Raw genomic sequence first — 20517 nt, 5'->3', positions numbered from 1 at the left:
GGGCCTCTCAGCTCACCGGGGCGGGGATGGCCGCCTTCTCCAGCTCGGCCACGCTGTAGGCGGCATAGTTCTCGTACTGCCCGCGGCCGACGAAGTACGAGGAGAGCTGCCGGTCGAGCTCGTCGATCGTGAACGCGGAACCAGTTGCGTCGAAACGGTTCTCGACCTTCGGCGACGCCATGAGTGCGACCATCTTGCCGTAGACGATGAACACCTGCCCGTTGATCTCGTGCGAGGCGGGGGAGGCGAGGTAGCTGACCAGCGTGCCGACCCGCTCGGGGGCGAGTGGATCGAGGTCGCCGGCGAGGGCGGAGCCGGCCTCGCCGAAGGCCTCGGCGGTCATCGCGGTCCTGGCGCGCGGGCAGATCGCGTTGGCGGTGACGCCGTAGCGGGACAGGCCCTGGGCGGTGGACAGGGTCAGCGCGGTGATGCCGGCCTTGGCGGCCGAGTAGTTCGGTTGCCCGGCCGAACCGAACAGGAACGCCTCGGACGAGGTGTTGATGACCCGGCCGTAGACCGGCCCGCCCGCGGCCTTGGCGGCCGCGCGCCAGTGCACGGCGGCGGCGTGTGATGTCGCGGCGTGGCCCTTGAGATGCACGCGGATGACGTCGTCCCAGTCGGATTCGGCGAGGTTGAAGATCATCTTGTCGCGCAGGATGCCCGCATTGTTGACGAGGATGTCGAACGAGCCGAAGTTCGACAGGGCCTCGGCGACGAGGCGCCCGCCGAGGGACCAGTCGGACACGTCGCCGGTGACGGCGATCGCCTCGCCGCCTGCGGCCTTGATCTCGTCGGCCACGTCGTGGGCGGCCTGGCCCATGTCGTTGACGACGACGCGGGCACCGGATGCGGCGAGGGCGAGCGCCTCCGCGCGGCCGAGCCCGGCGCCTGCGCCGGTGATGACGGCCGTGCGGCCGTCCAAGCTCACTGATTCACCCATCTGGGGCCTCCTTTTCGGCGGCAACCGCCACGAAACTGATATTCGTTCTAGTTTCATGGGAATGAAAGACCGCCAGGCCACCGGTCCCGGTGACTGAGAGTGATCCGCGACACCCGTTGTGGACGTGGGACTTTCGATGGTGGGTGCCGGCGTCTCACTCGACGATCAGGATGCTGTGCATCTCGGGGTGGTAGATGCAGTGGAAGGTGTACCCGCCCGGGGTCGTCGGCGCCGTGAAGGTGGCGGACTCGTTGCCGTCGACATGGGTGTCGAACAATCCCTCGGTGTCGGAGGTGACCGAGTGCTCCGGCCCGGCGCCGTTCCTCACGACGATCTCTTCGCCCGCGCGCACCGACGGCGGGGTCGTGTAGGCGAAGTTCTCGATGGCGATCGCGGGGGACCCGGCGTCGGGCGCGACGGTCGCGGTGTCGGGGTGATGCTCGGATCCGTCGTCCGAGGAGCAGGCGGCCGCGAGCCCGGCCGTGACGGCGAGGGCGGCGAGGCCCGCCTGTCGACGTGCCGCACGCCTGCGGGTGGGCGGGGGAGTGTGTCCGGGCATGTCGGCCTCCGTCGGTCGTGTGACGACGTGCTGAGGAACGGTGCTGGAGTATGTCCAGCGTAGGCCCGACACCGTGCTCGCGGTACCACCGCGGGGGCCTCGCGACCGCCGGTCCGGCGGCCGCGAGGCTAGAGGGTATTTCAGTTCTTGACGCCCGCGGCGAGGATCTCCCGCGCCTCCGCCCTGCCGTCGAGGATCCGGTTGGTGCGCAGTGTGACCTTCCACTGCCCGTCGATGCGGGCGAACTCCCAGCGGTTCGCGGTGATCCTGGCGACCCGGTAGGTGCGGGTCTGCGGGTCGTGCAGGACCAGCTGAGAGTGGCAGGTGGCCACCGCGGTGTCGCCGTCGACGTCGATGTGCGGCGGGCCGACCAGGTGGCCGCTGCCGTCGTGGATGTAGGTCTGGTGCGGCCTCGACTGCACCATTGCCTCGATCTCGTCGTGCCCGCGCAGGCACCCGGTGTCGACGTCGTAGACGCCGTCCTCGGTCCACATCGCGGCGACGGTCGCGCTCTCGCCGCTGTCCACCGCCGGTCCGTACGCGCTGATGATCCGCATCAGGGCGAGCTGGTCCTCGAGGAGCTGAACCCGGGCGGCGAGGCGGGTCAGCAGGGATTCGGTGTCGGTCATGGATGTGTCCTTCGTCGGTGTGATCGCTGTGGTCGGGAGAAACGGGTCAGGAGAAGTCGATGCCGAGCGACAGCGCGAGTTCCTTGAGCGCCTCCAGCTGCTCGCCGTAGTGGGCGGCGTCGGCGGCGGCGATCGAGGCGCTGGCGACGGTGGCGCCGGCGTCGCGGAGCCCGGTCAGCGCGCGGGCCGCCCGGTCGGGCGAGCCGCCCGGGTCGAGGGGGCGGCCCGCGCTCAGCACCACCTCCATGCCGACGGGCACCGGGGCCTTCGCCAGCAGGTCGGCGAGCTCGGGCAGGCCGAGCCCGAACGGAACCCAGCCGTCGCCGAGCTCGATCGCGCGCCGCAGCGACCGCGCGGTGCGGCCGCCGATCCAGAACGGGACCCGCGGCTGCTGGGTGTGCGGCTCGATCACGACGTCGGCGAAGTCGTAGTACTCGCCGTGATACTCCGGCCGCGGCCGCGAGAGTGCGGCCCGCAGCGCACGAAGGGCGTCGTCGGCGCGCGCGCCCCGTCCCTCGAAGGGGGCGCCCAGCAGCTCGAACTCCTCGCGCAGGCTGCCGACCCCGAGGCCGAGGGTGAGCCGTCCGCCGCTGACCCGATCGAGGGTGCCGTAGCGCTTGGCTATCTCGAGCGGATGGTGGTAGCCGAGTACCAGAACCTGGGTGACCAGCCGGATCCGCCGGGTGCGCGCGGCCAGGAAGCCGAAGGTGGCCAGCGGGTCCCAGTAGGTGCCGCCGCGCTCGACCGCGACCGACACCGGGACCGCGACGTGCTCGCTGCAGGTGACGTGGTGGTAGCCGAGCCGGTCCGCCGCCTCGGCGATCGCGGCGACCTCGTCGATGCCTGCGCCGACCTCCCAGTCCGCGCGTACCGCGGGGTGCTGGATCAGTACGGGGGTCACGATCCCGATCTGCATGTGTCACTCGCTCCCGTCGATGAGGCTCGGCCCCGTTGTTCCTATCGCAGTGTTCGCTGCCGGGACGTCAGTCTCCCGGTGACCGAGATCGCGCGATCGCCTGCCGGGTGTTCCGGATCACACCGGCGGTTGCTACAGTTTCAGAATTCATTTCAGTTTTGTGATCGGGGCCCACCCCGATCCGGATCGGAGGAGACGCCATGACGGTCATCACCGAAGCTCCGGCGCCCCGCGACCCGCGCGAGGCGCCGCCCTCGATGGTCGAACGTATGACCCTGATCCTCGACGCGTTCGACGGCCGGGCGGCACGGTTGACGCTGGAGGAGGTGGCCTGTCGCGCGCGGTTGCCGCGATCGACCGTGCACCGGATCCTTGATTCGCTCGTGAAGTTGAACTGGGTGGAACACGCGTCGTTCGGCTATCGGCTCGGCCGTCGCGCGCTCGGCATCGGCGGCGGGGACGGCGGCAACGCCGAGGTCCGCGAGGCCGCCGCACCGCTGCTGCACGAGCTGCACCTGCAGACCGGAATGGTGGTGCACCTGTCCGTCCTGGACGGGCACGAGGCGGTGTGCCTCGACAAGATCGGCGGCCGGCTCGCCGCGTCCATTCCGTCCCGGGTGGGCGGCCGGGTTCCCGCGCACTCCACCGCGAGCGGGAAGGCGATGCTGGCGTGGCTCGTCCCCGAGCGGGTCGACGAGCTGTTCGGCGGCCGGATGAACCGAATCACCGACCAGACGATCTCCGACCTCGGCGTCCTGCATCAGGAGCTCAACCGGATCCGCCAGCGTCGCGGGCTCGCGTTCGAGCGCGGCGAGTCCGCGCGAGGGGTGGCCTGCGTCGGTGCGGCCATCCGCGGGCACGAGGGTCCGGTGGCCGGGATCTCCCTGTCCGGGGATGCGCGCACGGCCCCGATCGAGCGGGTCGCGCCGCTGGTCGCCGAGGCAGCCCGGGAGATCACCCGGACGCTCTTCCCCGAGTTGGGCGGCGGTCGCCGCGCCCCGCAGCCGGCGGCGCCCCGGCAGGCGGAGACGTGGTCGGCCGAGGCGCGCGCCCGGCTGCTGGCCGTCCGTGGCGCCGGCTGGATCTGATCAGGTTCCGCGGTCTCGCTGATCGGGATCCGCGCGGCGCCGGGCCTGCGGACACGGCAGCGTGTGGACCCATGACGAGCGAACTCACCCACGAGGGCACCATGCGAGAGGTCGTCACCGACCTCGGCGTGTTGCGCTACCACGAGGCAGGCGAGGGACCGCCGCTCCTGCTCCTGCACGGATCCGGCCCCGGTGTCACCGGGTGGCGGAACTACCGCGGCGTGCTCGGGGACTTCGCCGAGCACTTCCGATGCCTCGTGCTCGAGTTCCCCGGGTTCGGCGTCAGTGATCCGGGCGACGGGCACCCGATGGCGATGGCGATGGGGTCGGTCGGCGCCTTCCTCGACGCCGTCGGCGTCGACGAGCCGGTACACATGATCGGCAACTCCATGGGCGGCATCGTCGCCACCAACGTCGCCATCCACACGCCGGACCGGGTGAACAAGCTGGTGACGATCGGCGGCATGGGCAAGAACGTCATGATGCCCGGCCCCGGCGAGGGCATCAGGCTGCTGATGGAGTTCACGGACAACCCGACTCGCGAGGGGCTGATCCGGTGGCTGCACTCGATGGTCTACGACCCGGCGATCGTCACCGAGGAGCTGATCGAGGAGCGTTGGGCGCTGGCGACCGAACCGCTGACGCTGGAGATCGCCGCGCGGATGTACAGCAGCAAGGCCTTCGCCGCCAACGCCGCGGCGGCCAAGGCGTCGGGTTCGACCCCGTACTGGGCTCAGCTGCACAGGATCTCGGCCCCCACGATGCTCACCTGGGGCCGCGACGATCGGGTCAGTCCGGTCGACATGGCGATGCTCCCGATGCGCGACATCCCGAATGCCGAGCTGCACGTGTTCCCCAATTGCGGTCACTGGACGATGATCGAAGCCAAGCAGGCGTGGACCTCAGCGGTGCTGGCGTTCCTCACCCGCGAGGAGGTGAACCGATGACCGTGACGGAGCAGTGTTGGGACGAGACCGTCGACTTCCTGATCGTCGGCAGCGGCGGCGGCGGCATGAGTGCGGGTATCACCGCCGCCGACCTGGGGCTGGACACCCTCATCATCGAGAAGGGCAAGAAGTTCGGTGGCTCGACGGCGATCTCCGGCGGCGGAATCTGGATTCCGAACGCCCCCACGCTGATCCGTAGGGATGCGGGCGACGACCCGAAGGCAATCCGCCGGTATCTGCGCACCCTCACCGAGGGCAAGGTCCCCGCGGCGCGGATCGACGCCTACGTGGACGCGGGCCCGAAGCTGATGCAGCTACTCGACCGCAGTCCGCACATGAAGCTGTACTGGGTGAAGGGTTACTCCGACTATCACCCGGAGTCGGACGGCGGCAGCGCGCTCGGTCGGACGATCGAATGCCTTCCCTTCGACACCCGAAAGCTGAAGGAGGACGAGCAGTTCCAGCGTCCCAACAGCATGAAGGGGCCGCTGGGCCTGTGGGTGACCTCCAAGGACTATCACGACCTCGCGATGGTCAAGCGCACCTGGCGAGGCCGTCGTGCCTCGATGGTCGCCGCCTGGCGGGTCGGCTCCAACCTCATCCGTCGCAGGCACATGTCGACCGGCGGACGGGCCCTGGCGGCGCGGCTGCGGATGACGCTCAAGGACGCGGGTGTGCCGCTGTGGCTGAAGACCTCGATGACCGAACTCGTCACCGACGAACGCGGTTCCGTGATCGGCCTGGTCGCCGACCGGGACGGCATGACGGTGCGGATCCGGGCGCGGCGCGGGGTGCTACTGGCCACCGGCGGATTCGACCACAACCAGCAGATGCGTGACGAGTACCTGCCCGAGCATGGACGCGCGAACATCAGTGCGGGCGCGCGGGAGAACACCGGTGACGGCATCCGGGCGGGCCGGGAGCTGGGCGCGGCTGTCGACCTCATGGACGATGCCTGGTGGATGCCGTCGGTGTTCCACCCGATGGGCGCGGTGATACCACTGGTGTCGGAGCGCTGCATCCCACCGTCGATCATCGTGAACTCCCGCGGTCGGCGGTTCACCAACGAGTCGTCGCCGTACGTCAACTTCGTGCACGACCAGCTCGAGGGCGGCCACGTGCCGGCCTGGTTCGTGATGGACAGCAAGGCGAAGAACCGCTACCCGTTCGCGCAGGTTCTGCCGAACATGCCTTTCCCGCAAGGTTTTTACGATTCCGGTGTCGTCCACAAGGCGGACACGCTGCCCGAGCTGGCCGCGGCGATCGGGGTCCCCGCGGACGCGCTCGTCGCGACCGTGGATCGGTTCAACGGCTTCGCCCGCAGTGGCAAGGACGAGGATTTCGGTCGCGGGGACAGCGCGTACGACCGGTATTACGGCGATCCCACCATGGTCAATCCCAACCTGGACGAGATCGTCAAGGGTCCCTTCTATGCGATCCGATGCGAGGCCGGCGATCTCGGCACCAAGGGCGGGCTCGTCTGCGACGAGAACAGTCGGGTGCTGCGCGATGACGGCAGCGCCATCGACGGCCTGTACGCCACCGGCAACACCACAGCGTCGGTGATGGGCAACGAGTACGCGGGTGCGGGCGCCACCATCGGCCCGTCGATGGTGTTCGGATATCTCGCTGCGCGGGATGCCGCGGAGCGCGCCTTCCCGCTGAGAGAGAACGCAGAAGCCGCACCGAACAGCGGCTGTTAGCTTCGCTAAAAGGTGGCGGCTCGCCGTCACATCACGAGAGAGCCGAGGTGGTCATGGGTCAGGTTCAGGAACGGATCGAGCAGTACGCCGACGAGATCCGCGCGGAGGGCGTCGAGGGCGACAAGCTCATGCGATTGTCGGACACCGCCGCGAAGCGGCTTCGCGAGTCCGGCGCGATTCGGATGCTGCAGCCGAAGCAGCACGGGGGCCTCGAGGTGCACCCGCGCGAGTTCGCGGAGACCGTGATGAGCATCGCCGCGATGGACGGCGCCACGGGCTGGGTGACCGGAATCGTCGGCGTCCACCCGTGGGAGCTCGCGTTCGCCGATCCCAAGGTGCAGGAAGAGATCTGGGGCGCCGATCAGGACACCTGGGTGGCGTCGCCGTACGCCCCGATGGGCGTCGCCAAGCCCGTCGACGGGGGCTACATCCTCAACGGTCGCTGGTCGTTCTCCTCGGGCACGGACCACTGCCAGTGGGCGTTCCTCGGCGCCATGCTCGGCGACGCGGACGGTAAGCCGCAGATGCCGCCGGTGCAGCTGCACGTGATCCTGCCGAGATCGGACTACGAGATCGTCGAGGATTCCTGGGACGTCATCGGCCTGCGTGGCACCGGTTCCAAGGACCTGATCGTCAAGGACGCATTCATCCCGACGCACCGCACCCTGAAGGCCTCCGAGGTCATGGATGGGACCGCGGTGAAGGCTGCGGGCCGCACCGAGACGCTCTACAACATGCCGTTCTCCTGCATGTTCCCGCTCGGCATCACCTCGGCGGTCGTCGGCATCGCCGAGGGCGCGCTGGCCTGTCACATCGCCGCGCAGAAGGACCGGACCGCGATCACCGGAACCAAGATCAAGGACGACCCGTACGTGCTGTACGCCATCGGCGAGGCGGCGGCCGAGATCGCGGCATCGCGGGCAGCCCTGCTCGAGACCGTGGACCGCTTCTGGGACATGACCGAGGCTGGTAAGGAGATCGACTTCGAGGCCCGCGCCATCGGCAGGCGCACCCAGACCGCCGCGGCCTGGCGTGCCGTGCGCGCGGTGGACGAGATCTTCGCCCGATCCGGCGGCAACGCGCTGCATCGGAAGTTCCCGATGCAGAGGTTCTTCCGCGACGCGCACGCGGGCATCGCGCACGCCATCCACGTGCCGGGCTCGATCTTCCACTCGTCGGCGCTTACCCAGCTCGGTGGTGAGCCGCAGGGCATCCACCGTTCGATGATCTGACAGACGCAACAGCAAAGGTATTGGTGGAGAACATGTCTGACATCCGTTCGCTCGGCTACCTCAAGGTTCAGACGCAGGACGTCGACCGCTGGCGCGAGCTGGTCGTCGACGGCCTCGGCATGGCCGTCGGCTCCGGCCCGGACGAGGACGGGCTGTACCTGCGGATCGACGAGCGCCGGTCGCGCCTGCAGGTGCTGCCGGGTGAGGTGGACAAGGTGCTCGCGGTCGGCTGGGAGGTGCGCGACCAGTTCGCGCTGCGGGCGGTACGCGAGCAGCTGGAGAAGGCAGGAACCCCGGTCCGCGAGCTGTCCCAGGAGGAGGCGGACCACCGCGACGTGGAGCGGGCCATCACCTTCGCTGATCCGGCCGGCACCATCGTCGAGGTGTTCTTCGGTCCAGTGCTCGACCACAGCCCGGTGGTCACCCCGCACGGCGGCCGCTTCGTGACCGGGCCCGCGGGCCTCGGCCACGTGGTGCTGCCGACGCCACACTTCCAGGAGACGTACGACTTCTACACCGAGGTCCTCGGCTTCCTGTCCCGCGGCGCCATCCGGCTCGGCGGACCGGGCGCGCCCGGCCCCGCCCGGCGGGTGCGCTTCCTCGGCGTCAACCAGCGGCACCACAGCCTGGCGATCTGCCCGGCGCCGCCGACGGAGGCGCCGGGGATGGTGCACCTGATGATGGAGGTCGACACGCTCGACGCCGTCGGACAGGCGCTGGACCGGGTCGGCAAGCTCGGCTTCTCGATCTCGTCCACCCTCGGCAGGCACACCAACGACAAGATGGTCTCCTTCTACGTCCGCGCGCCCGGCGGCTGGGACCTTGAGTTCGGCACCGAGGGCATGTTGGTGGACGAGAGCCACTTCACCGCGGAGGAGATCACCGCGGACAGCTACTGGGGTCACGACTGGTCGGGGTCCGAGCCGCTCGCCGCGTTCACGCCCGAGTCGTAGCGTTCGGCGCCCCGGGGGCCGGGCGGACGCATATCGTGGACTGCCGGGGGCACTCGCGGAGGAGTCCGAGATGACAATTCCATCGCCACAGGGCACGGCGCCCAGGTTCGACGGCCTCCTGGCCGCCTTCGTCAACTGCACGCTGAAACGGTCGCCGGAGGTCAGCAACACCCAGGGACTGATCGACCGCAGCGTCGGGCTGATGCGCGACGCGGGCGTCGCGGTCGACGAGATCCGCGCGGTCGATCACGACATCGCCACCGGTGTGTACCCCGACATGACCGAGCACGGCTGGCCGAGCGACGAGTGGCCGCAGCTGTACGGACGGATCATCGCCGCGGACATCCTGGTGCTGGCGGGCCCCATCTGGCTCGGCGACAACAGTTCGGTGATGAAGCGGGTCATCGAGCGTCTGTACGGCTGCTCGTCGATACTCAACGACCGGGGGCAGTACGCCTTCTACGGCCGGGTCGGTGGCTGCCTGATCACCGGCAACGAGGACGGCGTCAAGCACTGCGCGATGAACATCCTCTACAGCCTCCAGCACCTCGGCTACGTGATCCCGCCGCAGGCCGACGCCGGCTGGATCGGCGAGGCGGGTCCGGGTCCGTCCTACCTCGACGAGGGGTCGGGCGGCCCGGAGAACGATTTCACCAACCGCAACACCACCTTCATGACCTACAACCTGATGCATCTGGCGGCGATGATCAAGGGGGCCGGTGGTATCCCGGCCTTCGGGAACCAGCGGTCGATGTGGGATGCGGGGTGCCACCCCGACTTCCCCAACCCCGACTACCGGTAGGCCTCGCGGCCCCCCGCCACCCGGCACTTGCGGACCCGACCGCGAGACGGTATTCCTTGAAACAGCGTCGCGTGCCGGTGGCGGACTGCGTCAGGCATGGAGGCGTCCTACTCAAGGGGTTTCCTTGACCATCTCGTTCAATCACACGATCGTGGCCGCGCAGGACAAGAAGCTGTCGGCCTATTGGTTCACCACACTGTTCGGCCTGCCCGATCCCGTTCCGGCCGGTCACTTCCTGTCGGTCCCGCTCGACAACGGGGTCACGCTCGATTTTGCCGAGCCGCCGCCGCAGTTTGACATCAACCCCCAGCACTACGCGTTCCTGGTGTCGGAGGCGGATTTCGACGCCATCTACGGCCGGATCGTGGAGCGCGGCATGGAGCACTGGGCCGATCCGCGGCGGTCGGCGACCGGCATCAACACGAACGACGGGGGCCGTGGCACCTATTTCCTCGACCCGGCCGGCCACTACCTCGAGATCATCACCCGTCCTTACGGCTCGGGCGGGTAGCGGTCGCGACAAGGCCGTGGCCGCACCCCTCACTCGGGGTGCGGCCACGGCCGGCGACGAACGAACCTACGTGCGCCCGAGGAGTTTCCGCATGCCATCGGCGGCACCCTGGACGATCTTGTCGCGCGGGAAGCCGGCGCGCTTGACGACCGCCGGGTAGTTGCCACCCGCCACCCAGACGGGTCCGTCCGCGAGGTGCTCGAGGCCCTCGCGCGCCACATCCTCGGGCTCCGCGACCAGCATGCCCGGAATGTCGAAGTTCAGCCCCGCCCGAGCCATCGCGGGGGTGCGGGTGACGCCGAGAACGAGTTCGAGCACATGGACGCCGAAAGGCTTCAGCTCCAACCACAATCCCTCGGCGAACACTCGGCTGAAGGCCTTGGCCGCGGAGTAGATGCTCTGCTGTTCGGACCCCAGATACCCGGACATCGAGCCGAGCAACACGATGCCGCCCCGGCCGCGGGCCTTCATCTGGGCGCCGAAGTGGTGGGTGAGCTGCAGCTGCGAGGTGACGTTCAGGTCGATGACCCCCTGCACCTTCCGCAGGTCACTCTCGACGAACTCGTGGCCGTAGGAGTTGGCCCCCGCGTTGAAGATCAGCAGTCCGACCTCGAGGTCGTCGGTGATCGCGCGGATCCGATCGAGCGCGTCGGGCACGAGCAGGTCCAGCGACAGGGTGCGTACCTGTATGCCCTGGGCCCGGACCTTCTCGGCGGTTTCCTCGAGCGGGCCGGGCTTGCGCGCGATCAGGACGAGGTTGACGCCGGCGGCGGCGAGCTCGTGCGCGAACGCGGAGCCGACGCCCTCGGAGCCGCCCGCGATCACCGCCCACGGGCCGTACTGGGTCGTGTCGATCATGGTTCTCCTTGTGGGGGTTCAGTTCTCGGGGACGTCGAGTCGACCGTCGAGCGCGGCCTGGTCGATCGATCTCTGCAGCGCGTCGCATACCTGGACTCGGACCAGGCGGGCCCGGGAGGGCTTCCCGCCGCGGAACTCCGCGCAGGAGGACTCCGACTCCGACGTCCATTGGATGGCGGTGTGATGCCAGCTCGTCTTCTCGGCGAGGACCCGGTTGCCGCATCGTGTGCAGGCCAACGGCTGCATGGCTAGACCGGCTGGTTCTGGGCCTCGGCGGCCTTCTTGGCCGCGATGTTGGCGTCGACTTCCCTACGCCACGCCTCGACCGGCTTGGTGGTGTCCATCTCGAACTCGAAGCGTTCCACCATCTCCGGCGTGACGTCGGCGACGTCGACGTAGAACTGTTCGTACCAACGGCGCAGCTGGTAGACCGGGCCGTCCTCATCGCACAGGAGGGGATTGTTGATGCGGCTCTTGGACTTCCAGATCGCGACGTCCTGCTCGAATCCGGTGGCGATGAACTTGGTCATGCCGCTCGCGATCGACTCCGCCTCGCCGGTGGGCAGCTCGTCGGTCTTCTTGACCATCACGCCGTACATCAGCACGAACTTGTCGGGGGAGATCGGGAAATGGCAGTTGATCAGGATCGACTCGACATCGAATGTGTCGTACCGGTAGATCAGCTCGTCGATCATGAAGGACGGGCCGTGATACGCGGCGGTCGAGTCGCTGCCCAGCAGCTTCGGCTGGGTCGGGTCGTTCGACGGCGGCCGCACATCCTCGCGGGCCATGCCCTCGAAGTACTGGATCGCGGTGTGCCCCTCGAAGATGTTTTTGAAGCGGGTCGGGAAGGAGAAGTGCACGTAGAAGAAATGGGCCATGTCCACGACGTTGTCCACGATCTCGCGGCAGTTGGTGTCGATGACGATCGAGTGCCAGTCCCAGTCGGTCCACTCCTCGCCGGGTCGGCGCATCAGCGGGATCGTCACGTCCGGGGGCGGCGGGTTGCCCTCCGGGTCGTTCCACACGAACAGCAGCTCGTCCTGCTCGAGGGTTGTCCAGGCGCGGGTGCGGGCGAGTGGGGGGACACGTCGGGCGTAGGGGATGGCGGTGCACTTGCCGTTGCCGCCCCAACGCCAGTCGTGGAACGGGCACGCGATCGAGTCGCCCTTCACGCTGCCCTGGCTGAGGTCGCCGCCCATGTGCCTGCAGTACGAGTCGAGGACGTTGAGCGTGCCGGTGCCGTCCTCGAACACGACGAGCTTGGTGCCGAACGCCTCGACGCCGTGGGGCGTGCCGTCGCGGAAATCCCGCGCGAGGCCGAGGCAGTGCCAGCCCCGCGCGAACCTCGTCGGTGCGGCGCCGGCGTCGATCACGCGAACCTCATCGTCCGCGGACTTCGTGGTGGTCACGATTCATCCCATCCCTTCGAGTGAGGTCGCCAGCATGCGGCGAGACCTACTGATCACCGCCCCGACGCTAATGAGCCCCGCGGCTGGCAATGGTCCCGGTCTCACTGGCCGGGACCGTCCTGACCTGCAGAATTGGTCTTTCCCGGCCAGTTCGGGCCTCGGCAGCCGGCGCTGGGACGGATAGCATCGGGCAGATGGACAACGAGGTTCTCGCGGCGGTTCGCGAGTTGCTGCCGGGCATCGCCGAACGGGCGGCGGCCACCGAGGAGGCCCGCCGGGTCTCGGCATCGACGATCCGGGCACTCGCCGATGCCGGCGTGTTCCGGATGCTCCAACCGAAGCGATACGGCGGGGCGGAGGCAGACCCCGTGCATTTCTTCGAGGTGGTCCGCGCGATCTCCGGCGCCTGCGGGTCCACCGGCTGGGTGGCCTCCGTGCTCGGGGTGCATCCGTGGCATCTCGCCCTCTACGACGACAGGGCTCAGGCCGAGGTCTGGGGCGGCGATCCGGACGTGCTGGTGTGCTCTTCCTACGCGCCCACCGGGACCCTCACCCCCGTCGAGGGCGGCTACGAACTCTCCGGTGTGTGGCGGTACGCCTCGGGGTGCGATCACGCGCAGTGGGCGTTGCTCGGGGGTCTGCGGGTCGGCGCCGCGGGCGAGCCGATGGACTTCATCACCCTGCTGGTGCCGCGCGCGGACTACCGGATCGAGGAGATCTGGGACACCGTCGGCCTGCGGGGCACCGGTAGCAACGAGATCGCGGTGGACACAGCGTTCGTCCCCTCGTACCGGGTGATGAACAACTACGACATGTCGAACCTGCGCGGGCCGGGGCAGCAGGTCAATGCCGGCCCGCTGTACCGGATTCCCTTCGCGACGGTCTTCACCACCGCGATCGCGGCGCCGGTGATCGGTGTGGTCGCGGGCTGCTACGAGAACTACCTGTCGACGATGCGGGACCGGGTGCGGCTCAGCCTCGGCGGCGGCCGCTTCGTGGAGGACAAGTTCGCGCAGGTGACCGTGGCGAGGGCGGCGTCCGAGATCGACGCCGCGATCCTGCAGATGGACCGCAACGTCCGGGCCCTGATGGAGTTGGCGGCCGCGGGCGAGGAGATCCCGATGCAGCCGCGGCTGCGTGCCCGACGCGACCAGGTACGCGGAACCGAACGGGCGCTGGACGCCATCGAGCAGCTCTTCAAGACCGCGGGCGGCCAGTCCCTCGACCGGGGCAATCCCATCGAACGGGCCTGGCGGGACGCGCACGCGGGCGGGGTGCACGTGGCCAACGATGCCGAGCGCGCGCTGGCGCTGTACGGTCGCGGCGCCTTCGGTCTGCCGGTCGAGGACAACTTGGTCTGACGGGCCGCGCCGCTCGGCGTCGGCTAGCCTCCGGCTCGCGTCGACGGCAGGAACCTGCGCGCGACGTTCTCCTCGGTCGAGGCCCCCGGTGACCACCGCGAGATCCACGGGCCGGTGCCCTCGCTCTGGTCGAGTACCCCGGCCTCGAGCCAGGTGTACCGGCCGTCGAGGATCGCACCTGCGAGCCGGTGGTCCACGTCGTCGGTGTTGTCCCACAGCGCCGCGAACAGCCGATCGACCCGGATCCGGGACTGCTGGCAGAACGCGTCGGCCAGCTCGTACGCCGCATCGCCCTGGTTCGGGTCCTGCCCGCGCAGCATCTCGGCGCGAACGCAGCTCGCCGACATCGCGAACAGTTCGGCGCCGATGTCCACGACCCGGCCGAGGAAGGCCTGGTGCTTCTCCATCCCGGCCTGCCAGCGGGCCATGCCGTAGAAGGTGGAGCGGGCCAGCTTGCGGGCGTTGCGCTCAACGAAGCGCAGATGCGTTGCATTGCCACCGAATTCGCCGTACGACGTCGGGAGCTGACCCTTGCCGGCGACCAGGTGCGGCAGCCACTTCGCGTAGAAGCCGCTGGCGCCGACTGCCGCCTTCGCCTTGTGCTGCAGGTCCGCCTTGGGGTCGGCGAGGTCGCCCGCCGCGGCGAGGTGCGCGTCGACGGCCTCGCGGGCGACCAGCAGCCGCATGATCTCGCTGGACCCCTCGAAGATCCGGTTGATCCGCAGGTCGCGGAGCAGCTGCTCGGCGGGCACCGCCCTCTCGCCGCGCGCGGCCAGCGACTCGGCGGTCTCGTAGCCCCGCCCGCCGCGGATCTGGATCAGCTCGTCGGCGATCAGGCAGGCCATCTCGCTCGCCCACAGCTTGGCCAGCGCGGCCTCGATCCGGATGTCGTTGCGGCCCTCGTCGGCCATCTGTCCGGACAGCTCCAGCACCGCCTCCAGCGCGAAGGTGGTGGCGGCGATGAACGAGAGCTTGGCGGCGACCGCACCGTGCTTGCCGACCTGCCGGCCCCACTGCACCCGCTCCGCGGACCACTGACGCGCGATCGTGAGCGCCCACTTCCCGGCGCCCCCGCACATCGCGGGGAGCGCGAGCCGGCCGGCGTTGAGGGTGGTCAACGCGATCTTCAGGCCGTCGCCCTCGCGCCCGATCAGGTTCGCGGCCGGCACCCGCACCTGGTGCAGCCGGGTGACGCCGTTCTCGATCCCGCGCAGGCCCATGAACGAGTTGCGCCGCTCGACGGTGATGCCGGGCGAATCGGCCTCGACCACGAACGCCGTGATCCCGCCGCGGTGCCCCTCGCTCTTGGGCACTCGCGCCATCACCACGAGCAGTTCGGCGACCACACCGTTGGTGGTCCACAGCTTGACGCCGTCGAGCACGTAGGCGTCGCCGTCGTCGGTCGGGGTGGCGGTGGAGGCCATCCGCGCCGGGTCGGATCCGACATCGGGTTCGGTGAGCAGGAACGCCGACACCGCGCCCTTCGCGCAGCGGGGCAGGAACTCCCGCTTCTGTTCGGGGGTGCCCGCCAGCTTGAGCGGCTCCGGCACCCCGATGGACTGATGCGCCGACAGCAGCGCACCGATGCTCGGGTGCACGGATGCGGCGAGCATCAGGGCCCGGTTGTAGGCGACCTGTGACAGGCCGAGCCCGCCGTACTCCTCGGCGACCTTGAGGCCGAAACAGCCGAGCTCGGCGAATCCCTTGACGTAGTCGTCGGGGATGCACGCCTCCCGCTCGATGACCGCGCCGTCCAGCGTGGCGCAGTATTTTTCGAGCTCGGCGAGGAACCGGTCGGTCTTGGCCGCCTCCTCGGGCGGCGGCTGGGGGAAGGGATGCACCAGGTCGAGCCGCAGCCGTCCGAGGAAGAGCTCCTTGGCGAACGAGGGCTTCTCCCACCCGCTCTCCCTGGCCTCTTCGGCGACCGCTCTCGCCTGTTCCTCCGTGACCTGGGCCGGTGCAACCATGATCCGCCTCCTGGAAGGACGTGCCAGTTGTTACTGGCGAGTATCCTCCCGCGGCGCCGGTTTGGGAAGGCTGTCTTGCGGCGGACGAGCAGGCGTCGTCAGCCCCTGGTCTCGCGCAAAGCCAGTGCCAGCAGCCGCGACTCGACGATCTCGCCGAGTCCGGTGGGGCTCCGCAGCGACATCCGCTCGGCGGCCTCGTGATCGTCGGTCGCTCCGCCGGGCAACGCGCGCAGCACGGTCCGCAGCCTGCCGGCGCGGCCGGCGGTCCGGCCCTTGAGCCAGCCCAGGGCCTTCGCCAGGCGCTGCTCGACTGCGGTGAAGTCGCTACCGAGGGGGTAGTCCGGCAGGGTGCCGTCGTGGCGCAGCGGCGCCAGCGCGGACCGCAACCCGTCCGGGGTGTTCCCCGTCGCCCGCGCGGGCAGCGCGAAGTCGGGCGGTAGTTTGCCGCTGCGTTCGGCCGCCTCGACCAGTGCCGCCTGGAACCGGGCGTCGGTGACACCGGCCATCGCCGCGACGCAGTCCTCGTCGGTGCGGCCGCGCACGTCGGCGACGCCGTACTCGGTGACGTAGACGTCGCGCAGGTGCCGCGGGATGGTGGTGTGGCCGTAGTTCCAGAGCACGTTCGAGGTGGTTTTGCCGCCCGTCCCGCGGACCGAACGCAGCATCAGCACCGAATGCGCCTGCGGCAGAGCGTGCGCCATCGCGACGAAGTTGTACTGGCCGCCGACGCCGGACACCACCCGGCCGTCGTCGAGCGCATCGGATACGGCGGCGCCGAGCGCGGTCGCCATCATGGCGGTGTTGAAGAAGCGCGCGTGGCGGCGCTGCAGCCGTTCGAGCGTTTCGCTGCCGCCGTACAGCTCGTTGACCTCGCTGACCCGCTTCATGCCGATGCCGCGGCGATCCCCGTCCGGGAGCGTGCGCAGCCAGTCGTAGAACTCCGGCGATCCGAGATAGAAGGCCCCGTGCAGGAATTCGCCGTCACGCTCCACGGTCGCGAGGTCGTCGTCGGTCGCCGTGCCCGCGTTGACGCGGGCCATCACCTCGGCGTCGTCGACCACCTTGCGCCGGACGACGCCGACCTCCACCAGTCGCTTGAAGCCCTCGTTGATCATCTCGGTGCACCCGTAGAGGCCCTCCGCGAACGGCGCCAGCGTCGGATCCTCCGCGTGGGGTGACGCGAGGGCGCGCAGCACCCGGCGGTAGGTGTCATTGTCGGTGTGCCGCAGCGCCAACGCGTGGCAGAGCGCATCGGCCAGGGCGCCGATGCCGATCTGCAGGGTCCCGCCGTCGAGCACGAGGGTGCTGGCGTGGAAACCGATCGCGTAGTCGGCGTCGGTGACCGGTTCGCGAGGCAGGCCGAACAGCTTGGGGTGCGGGCCGGGCGGGGTGAGGACCGCGTCGAAGAAGTCGGGGTCGACGGATGCCGTGCCGCCGATCCACGGGAGCTCGGGATCGACCTCGGCGATCAGGATCGGCCGTGGCAGGTCCCGCTCCGCGATCGCGTCGAGGGTGTCGAAGGTCAGGTCGGTGTTGCAGGACAGCGACAGTCGCGTCCCGCCCGGTTCGCGGGCGACCTTCTGCAGCACCGCGTTCACGCCGCGGTCGGCGAGCGCCCGCGCGACGTGTGTGTAGTTGAGGCTCGCATAGCGCTGCTGCGCCTGGGGAGCGCCCAGCAGCGCCCCCGACTGCAGGTAGAACTCCTCGACCTCGATGTGCGCGGGCAGCGCCCCGCGCTTGAGGGCGCGCACATAGGCCAGCCGCGGGAAGTCGTCGCCGAAGTGCCGCTCCAGGAACGGGCCGAGGAAGCGGGCCTGCAGGCCGTTCCCCGCCGCCGGCGGGTCCAGCGACAGCGCGGTGTAGAGGTGCAGCGGCCGGGCGGGATCGGATTCGACTCGCCCGTACAGCGTGTTCAACAGGCGGTGCGGCTTGCCGAGCCCGAGCGGCGCGGCCACCCGCAGGGCGCCGTCGGTCTTCGTCAGCAGCCATTCCGTGGCGTCGTCGAGCGAATCGAACTGCACCGGCTCCGGGCGTGTTGGCATGGCAGTGAGCCTATGAGGCGGAACCGCCCGGCGCTCCCACTGAGCGGAACGTGCTGTCCATGGGCCGCGCCGGGTGTCAGGATCTATCCTGCGGGGAACCATTGTGGACAGAAGGCGGGGAGACATGCCCAGGCTTGCGGAGGCGCGCGACGCGGCCGAACCCAGCTCGGTCGAACAACGGGCGCGGTACGGCCGCATCCTGGACGCGGCCGCGGTGCTGGCGGCGGAGAAGGAACTCGAGCGCGTCCAGATGCACGAGGTCGCCAAGTCGGCCGGCGTCGCCATCGGGACCCTGTACCGCTATTTCCCGTCGAAGACACACCTGTTCGTCGCGGTCATGGTCGACCAGATCGACCAGATGGGCGCCGGGCTGACGAGGCGGCCGAAGGGCGCCGGTTCGCCGGCGGACGCCGTGTACGAGATCCTGCTGCGCGCGACCAGGGCGCTGCTCCGCAGGCCCATGCTGGCGACGGCGATGATCCAGTCCGCGGCCACCTCCAACGCGGCCACGATCCCCGACGTCGCCAAGATCGACCAGCACTTCGACGCGCAGCTGCTCGACGCCGCGGGGATCGCGGAGCCGTCCGTCCGCGACACCACCGTGATCAGGTTGATCGTGTCGTTGTGGTTCGGGTTGATCCAGTCCAGCCTCAACGGGCGGGCATCGATCCCCGAGATCGAGTCCGACCTGCGGATCGCGTGCGACCTGCTGCTCGCGGACCTCACCGGCACGAACGGCTGAAACGGGCAGGCTATGCTCGGCGGTGTGCCGCACCGGTAGTGGCTTCTGTCGATGATCCGTCGGATCTTGATCATGGAGTCCCGCATGCCTCACATTCGTCCGTTCCGCCGCTCCGACCGCCATCAGGTCACCGAGGTGGTGAACGCCCACATCGCGGCCCTCGTCCCGGGGTGGGCCGTCTCGACCGCGGTTCTGCTCGCTCAGCTCGAGGCCGATCCCGGTCAGTACGTGACGGACCCCTGGGTCCAGACCCGCGAAACGCTCGTCGTGGTGGAGGATTCCCGCGTCGTCGGCGCGGCGCATCTGCGGTGCTACCGGAACTCCCCGGACGTCGGGTCCGACTATCGGGGGTCGGGCGAGATCGCCTGGCTGGTCTGCTGGCCGGGCCACGCCGACGCCGCCTCGGCGCTCGTGGCCGCGGCGCTGCGGGTGATCGAGTCATGGGGAGCGAGAAGGGTGTTCGCCGACGGTGACCTTCCCACGCCCGCGACCGTCGGGATACCGGATTGCTGGCCGCACCTCGCCGAGTCGCTGACCGAGGCGGGGTTCCGGTCGCGTGTGGACGCGGTCGAGATGCTCTATGCCGGCGGAATCGAGACGCTGCCGACCCCGGATGCGTCTGTACCCGAAGATGTTCGGCGATCCGTGGGCGCGCACGGGGTCCGATTCGCACTCGGCGACGGCGGGACGGACCTCGGTTGCCTCGAGGTGATCGCCGACTGCACCCGGGGTGGCACCCTGCTCCGGCTCGCCGGCTGGGCGGAGGTGGCCGAGCTCGATCTGCCGGCCGGCGAGGACGCCAGGACCGCGCTGCTCGGGTCCGCCGCGGACTGGCTCCGGATGGGCGGCGTCGCGAACCTCTTCATCGCCCTCGGCGACGAGGACGTCGAGGAGGCCGAGTACCTCGAGGGACTCGGGTGGCGGCGACTGGCGACCCTCCGGCGCGGCTGGGAACGCGTGATCTGAGGGCGACGGTTCCGGTGACCGGGACCGTGGCCGCGGTGACTCGACGACCTGCCTAACGTCCGGGGAAACCACCAGCGGACGCGAGGAACATCATGACGCGACGGATTGTCGTCACCGGTTCGGCATCGGGAATCGGGCGGGCGACCGCCGAACTGCTGCGCGAGCGCGGCGACGAGGTGATCGGTGTCGACCTGCGCGACGCCGACATCGCCGCGGACCTGTCCACCCCCGAAGGTCGCGTCGCGGCCGCGGCGGCGGTCGCCGCGCGTTGCCCCGACGGCATCGATGCGGTCGTGGCCTGCGCCGGACTGTCCGGGGTGACGCCGCTGCTGGTCCGGGTCAACTACTTCGGGGTCACCGAGTTGCTGACCGCGCTGCGTCCGCTGCTCGCGAAGAGCGCCGAGCCCCGCGCGGTGGTCATCGGGTCGATCTCCGGCACCATGCCGCACGACGCCGAGCTGGTCGAGGCGTGCCTGGCGGGTGACGAGCAGCTCGCGGTGAAGCTCGCGCAGGCGGCCGTCGACCGCGGCGAGCCGCGCAGGCTGTACCCCTCGAGCAAGGCGGCGCTGGCGCGCTGGATCCGCCGCACGGCCATCGCGCCGGGCTGGGCGGACGCCGGCATCCCGCTGAACGCGGTGGCGCCGGGCAACGTCCTGACCCCGATGATGCTGCCGATCCTGGACGACCCGGCGATGAAGAAGGTGATGGACCAGGCGGTCCCGATGCCGCTGAACGGGTACGCGAAGCCCGAGGTGCTTGCGCGCGCGCTGACCTGGCTGGTGAGCCCGGAGAACTCGCACATCACCGGCCAGACGATCTACGTGGACGGCGGCGCCGAGGCGACCACGCGCGGCGACGGCGTCTGGTAGCGGGCGCACCCCACCGAGGC

At 69.7% G+C, this 20517-nt stretch carries 20 protein-coding genes; 11 read left to right on the top strand and 9 right to left on the bottom strand.

Going from position 1 to position 20517, the window contains the following annotated elements:
- Nucleotides 1-7 precede the first annotated feature (7 nt).
- The 4 genes from ACFQS9_RS02940 to ACFQS9_RS02925 all read right to left on the bottom strand — a co-directional run bounded on the left by ACFQS9_RS02940 (nt 8) and on the right by ACFQS9_RS02925 (nt 3044).
- Entirely contained in the window at nt 8-940 is a 933-nt protein-coding gene (locus ACFQS9_RS02940; RefSeq protein WP_378401373.1) for a 3-oxoacyl-ACP reductase, read from the bottom strand.
- 154 nt (nt 941-1094) lie between these two features.
- Nucleotides 1095-1499, bottom strand: coding sequence for a cupredoxin domain-containing protein (locus tag ACFQS9_RS02935; protein ID WP_378401371.1), 405 nt, complete (start codon nt 1497-1499; stop codon nt 1095-1097).
- 140 nt (nt 1500-1639) lie between these two features.
- Complete coding sequence (locus tag ACFQS9_RS02930; RefSeq protein ID WP_378401369.1) at nt 1640-2128, bottom strand: nuclear transport factor 2 family protein; 489 nt, start codon at nt 2126-2128, stop codon at nt 1640-1642.
- 46 nt (nt 2129-2174) lie between these two features.
- A complete protein-coding gene (locus tag ACFQS9_RS02925) occupies nt 2175-3044 on the bottom strand; it encodes an LLM class F420-dependent oxidoreductase (protein ID WP_378401367.1) in 870 nt (289 codons plus the stop codon).
- Between the two features lie 200 nt (nt 3045-3244).
- On the opposite strand from ACFQS9_RS02925, the gene ACFQS9_RS02920 reads away from it, so the two are divergent.
- The 7 genes from ACFQS9_RS02920 to ACFQS9_RS02890 all read left to right on the top strand — a co-directional run bounded on the left by ACFQS9_RS02920 (nt 3245) and on the right by ACFQS9_RS02890 (nt 10280).
- Nucleotides 3245-4132, top strand: coding sequence for an IclR family transcriptional regulator (locus tag ACFQS9_RS02920; RefSeq protein ID WP_378401365.1), 888 nt, complete (start codon nt 3245-3247; stop codon nt 4130-4132).
- A 71-nt stretch (nt 4133-4203) separates the two neighbouring features.
- Complete coding sequence (locus tag ACFQS9_RS02915) at nt 4204-5079, top strand: alpha/beta fold hydrolase (protein WP_378401363.1); 876 nt, start codon at nt 4204-4206, stop codon at nt 5077-5079.
- The gene (locus ACFQS9_RS02910; RefSeq protein WP_378401362.1) at nt 5076-6782 is read left to right on the top strand and encodes an FAD-binding protein; all 1707 of its coding nucleotides are present in this window, start codon (nt 5076-5078) and stop codon (nt 6780-6782) included. The genes ACFQS9_RS02915 and ACFQS9_RS02910 overlap by 4 nt, the downstream gene beginning before the upstream one ends.
- Nucleotides 6783-6835: 53 nt before the next feature.
- Complete coding sequence (locus ACFQS9_RS02905; RefSeq protein ID WP_378401360.1) at nt 6836-8014, top strand: acyl-CoA dehydrogenase family protein; 1179 nt, start codon at nt 6836-6838, stop codon at nt 8012-8014.
- A gap of 32 nt (nt 8015-8046) precedes the next feature.
- Nucleotides 8047-8967, top strand: a complete 921-nt coding sequence (bphC, locus tag ACFQS9_RS02900) for a biphenyl-2,3-diol 1,2-dioxygenase (RefSeq protein WP_378401358.1) — start codon at nt 8047-8049, stop codon at nt 8965-8967.
- A 70-nt stretch (nt 8968-9037) separates the two neighbouring features.
- Nucleotides 9038-9769 carry a flavodoxin family protein gene (locus ACFQS9_RS02895; RefSeq protein WP_378401356.1) on the top strand — a complete coding sequence of 244 codons (732 nt, stop codon included), beginning with the start codon at nt 9038-9040 and terminating at the stop codon, nt 9767-9769.
- A 124-nt stretch (nt 9770-9893) separates the two neighbouring features.
- Entirely contained in the window at nt 9894-10280 is a 387-nt protein-coding gene (locus tag ACFQS9_RS02890; protein ID WP_378401354.1) for a VOC family protein, read from the top strand.
- A 66-nt stretch (nt 10281-10346) separates the two neighbouring features.
- Here ACFQS9_RS02890 and ACFQS9_RS02885 read toward each other — a convergent pair whose 3' ends face one another.
- From ACFQS9_RS02885 to ACFQS9_RS02875, 3 genes are read right to left on the bottom strand one after another with little or no spacing between them, the layout of a single operon-like run.
- Nucleotides 10347-11138, bottom strand: coding sequence for an SDR family NAD(P)-dependent oxidoreductase (locus tag ACFQS9_RS02885; protein ID WP_378401352.1), 792 nt, complete (start codon nt 11136-11138; stop codon nt 10347-10349).
- A gap of 18 nt (nt 11139-11156) precedes the next feature.
- On the bottom strand, nt 11157-11375 hold the full coding sequence (locus ACFQS9_RS02880; protein WP_378401350.1) for a hypothetical protein: 219 nt from the start codon (nt 11373-11375) through the stop codon (nt 11157-11159).
- A gap of 11 nt (nt 11376-11386) precedes the next feature.
- Entirely contained in the window at nt 11387-12550 is a 1164-nt protein-coding gene (locus ACFQS9_RS02875; protein ID WP_378401348.1) for a Rieske 2Fe-2S domain-containing protein, read from the bottom strand.
- Between the two features lie 194 nt (nt 12551-12744).
- Here ACFQS9_RS02875 and hsaA point away from each other — a divergent pair, with 194 nt between their 5' ends.
- On the top strand, nt 12745-13911 hold the full coding sequence (hsaA, locus tag ACFQS9_RS02870) for a 3-hydroxy-9,10-secoandrosta-1,3,5(10)-triene-9,17-dione monooxygenase oxygenase subunit (protein ID WP_378401346.1): 1167 nt from the start codon (nt 12745-12747) through the stop codon (nt 13909-13911).
- A 23-nt stretch (nt 13912-13934) separates the two neighbouring features.
- Here hsaA and ACFQS9_RS02865 read toward each other — a convergent pair whose 3' ends face one another.
- Nucleotides 13935-15878: an acyl-CoA dehydrogenase family protein gene (locus tag ACFQS9_RS02865; RefSeq protein WP_378401345.1), complete on the bottom strand. Its 1944-nt coding sequence runs from the start codon at nt 15876-15878 to the stop codon at nt 13935-13937.
- Nucleotides 15879-15976: 98 nt separating this feature from the next.
- The gene (locus ACFQS9_RS02860) at nt 15977-17920 is read right to left on the bottom strand and encodes an acetyl-CoA hydrolase/transferase C-terminal domain-containing protein (protein ID WP_378401343.1); all 1944 of its coding nucleotides are present in this window, start codon (nt 17918-17920) and stop codon (nt 15977-15979) included.
- Nucleotides 17921-18044: 124 nt separating this feature from the next.
- Here ACFQS9_RS02860 and ACFQS9_RS02855 point away from each other — a divergent pair, with 124 nt between their 5' ends.
- From ACFQS9_RS02855 to ACFQS9_RS02845, 3 genes are all read left to right on the top strand, one after another.
- A complete protein-coding gene (locus tag ACFQS9_RS02855; RefSeq protein WP_378401341.1) occupies nt 18045-18662 on the top strand; it encodes a TetR/AcrR family transcriptional regulator in 618 nt (205 codons plus the stop codon).
- An 84-nt stretch (nt 18663-18746) separates the two neighbouring features.
- Nucleotides 18747-19628 carry a GNAT family N-acetyltransferase gene (locus ACFQS9_RS02850; RefSeq protein WP_378401339.1) on the top strand — a complete coding sequence of 294 codons (882 nt, stop codon included), beginning with the start codon at nt 18747-18749 and terminating at the stop codon, nt 19626-19628.
- A gap of 92 nt (nt 19629-19720) precedes the next feature.
- The gene (locus ACFQS9_RS02845) at nt 19721-20497 is read left to right on the top strand and encodes an SDR family oxidoreductase (protein WP_378401337.1); all 777 of its coding nucleotides are present in this window, start codon (nt 19721-19723) and stop codon (nt 20495-20497) included.
- Nucleotides 20498-20517 lie beyond the last annotated feature (20 nt).

The organism is Rhodococcus daqingensis (assembly GCF_042665615.1).
Taxonomy (GTDB): domain Bacteria; phylum Actinomycetota; class Actinomycetes; order Mycobacteriales; family Mycobacteriaceae; genus Rhodococcus_G; species Rhodococcus_G daqingensis.
This window is presented reverse-complemented; position numbering and strand designations above follow the sequence as displayed.

Coding starts and splice junctions, on each gene's coding strand:
- ACFQS9_RS02860 (WP_378401343.1), bottom strand. CDS start 17,920: ATGCCAACACGCCCGGAGCCGGTGCAGTTCGATTCGCTCGACGACGCC.
- ACFQS9_RS02915 (WP_378401363.1), top strand. CDS start 4,204: ATGACGAGCGAACTCACCCACGAGGGCACCATGCGAGAGGTCGTCACC.
- ACFQS9_RS02940 (WP_378401373.1), bottom strand. CDS start 940: ATGGGTGAATCAGTGAGCTTGGACGGCCGCACGGCCGTCATCACCGGC.
- hsaA (WP_378401346.1), top strand. CDS start 12,745: ATGGACAACGAGGTTCTCGCGGCGGTTCGCGAGTTGCTGCCGGGCATC.
- ACFQS9_RS02845 (WP_378401337.1), top strand. CDS start 19,721: ATGACGCGACGGATTGTCGTCACCGGTTCGGCATCGGGAATCGGGCGG.
- ACFQS9_RS02855 (WP_378401341.1), top strand. CDS start 18,045: ATGCCCAGGCTTGCGGAGGCGCGCGACGCGGCCGAACCCAGCTCGGTC.
- ACFQS9_RS02850 (WP_378401339.1), top strand. CDS start 18,747: ATGCCTCACATTCGTCCGTTCCGCCGCTCCGACCGCCATCAGGTCACC.
- ACFQS9_RS02895 (WP_378401356.1), top strand. CDS start 9,038: ATGACAATTCCATCGCCACAGGGCACGGCGCCCAGGTTCGACGGCCTC.
- ACFQS9_RS02930 (WP_378401369.1), bottom strand. CDS start 2,128: ATGACCGACACCGAATCCCTGCTGACCCGCCTCGCCGCCCGGGTTCAG.
- ACFQS9_RS02910 (WP_378401362.1), top strand. CDS start 5,076: ATGACCGTGACGGAGCAGTGTTGGGACGAGACCGTCGACTTCCTGATC.
- ACFQS9_RS02925 (WP_378401367.1), bottom strand. CDS start 3,044: ATGCAGATCGGGATCGTGACCCCCGTACTGATCCAGCACCCCGCGGTA.
- ACFQS9_RS02935 (WP_378401371.1), bottom strand. CDS start 1,499: ATGCCCGGACACACTCCCCCGCCCACCCGCAGGCGTGCGGCACGTCGA.
- ACFQS9_RS02865 (WP_378401345.1), bottom strand. CDS start 15,878: ATGGTTGCACCGGCCCAGGTCACGGAGGAACAGGCGAGAGCGGTCGCC.
- bphC (WP_378401358.1), top strand. CDS start 8,047: ATGTCTGACATCCGTTCGCTCGGCTACCTCAAGGTTCAGACGCAGGAC.
- ACFQS9_RS02885 (WP_378401352.1), bottom strand. CDS start 11,138: ATGATCGACACGACCCAGTACGGCCCGTGGGCGGTGATCGCGGGCGGC.
- ACFQS9_RS02920 (WP_378401365.1), top strand. CDS start 3,245: ATGACGGTCATCACCGAAGCTCCGGCGCCCCGCGACCCGCGCGAGGCG.
- ACFQS9_RS02905 (WP_378401360.1), top strand. CDS start 6,836: ATGGGTCAGGTTCAGGAACGGATCGAGCAGTACGCCGACGAGATCCGC.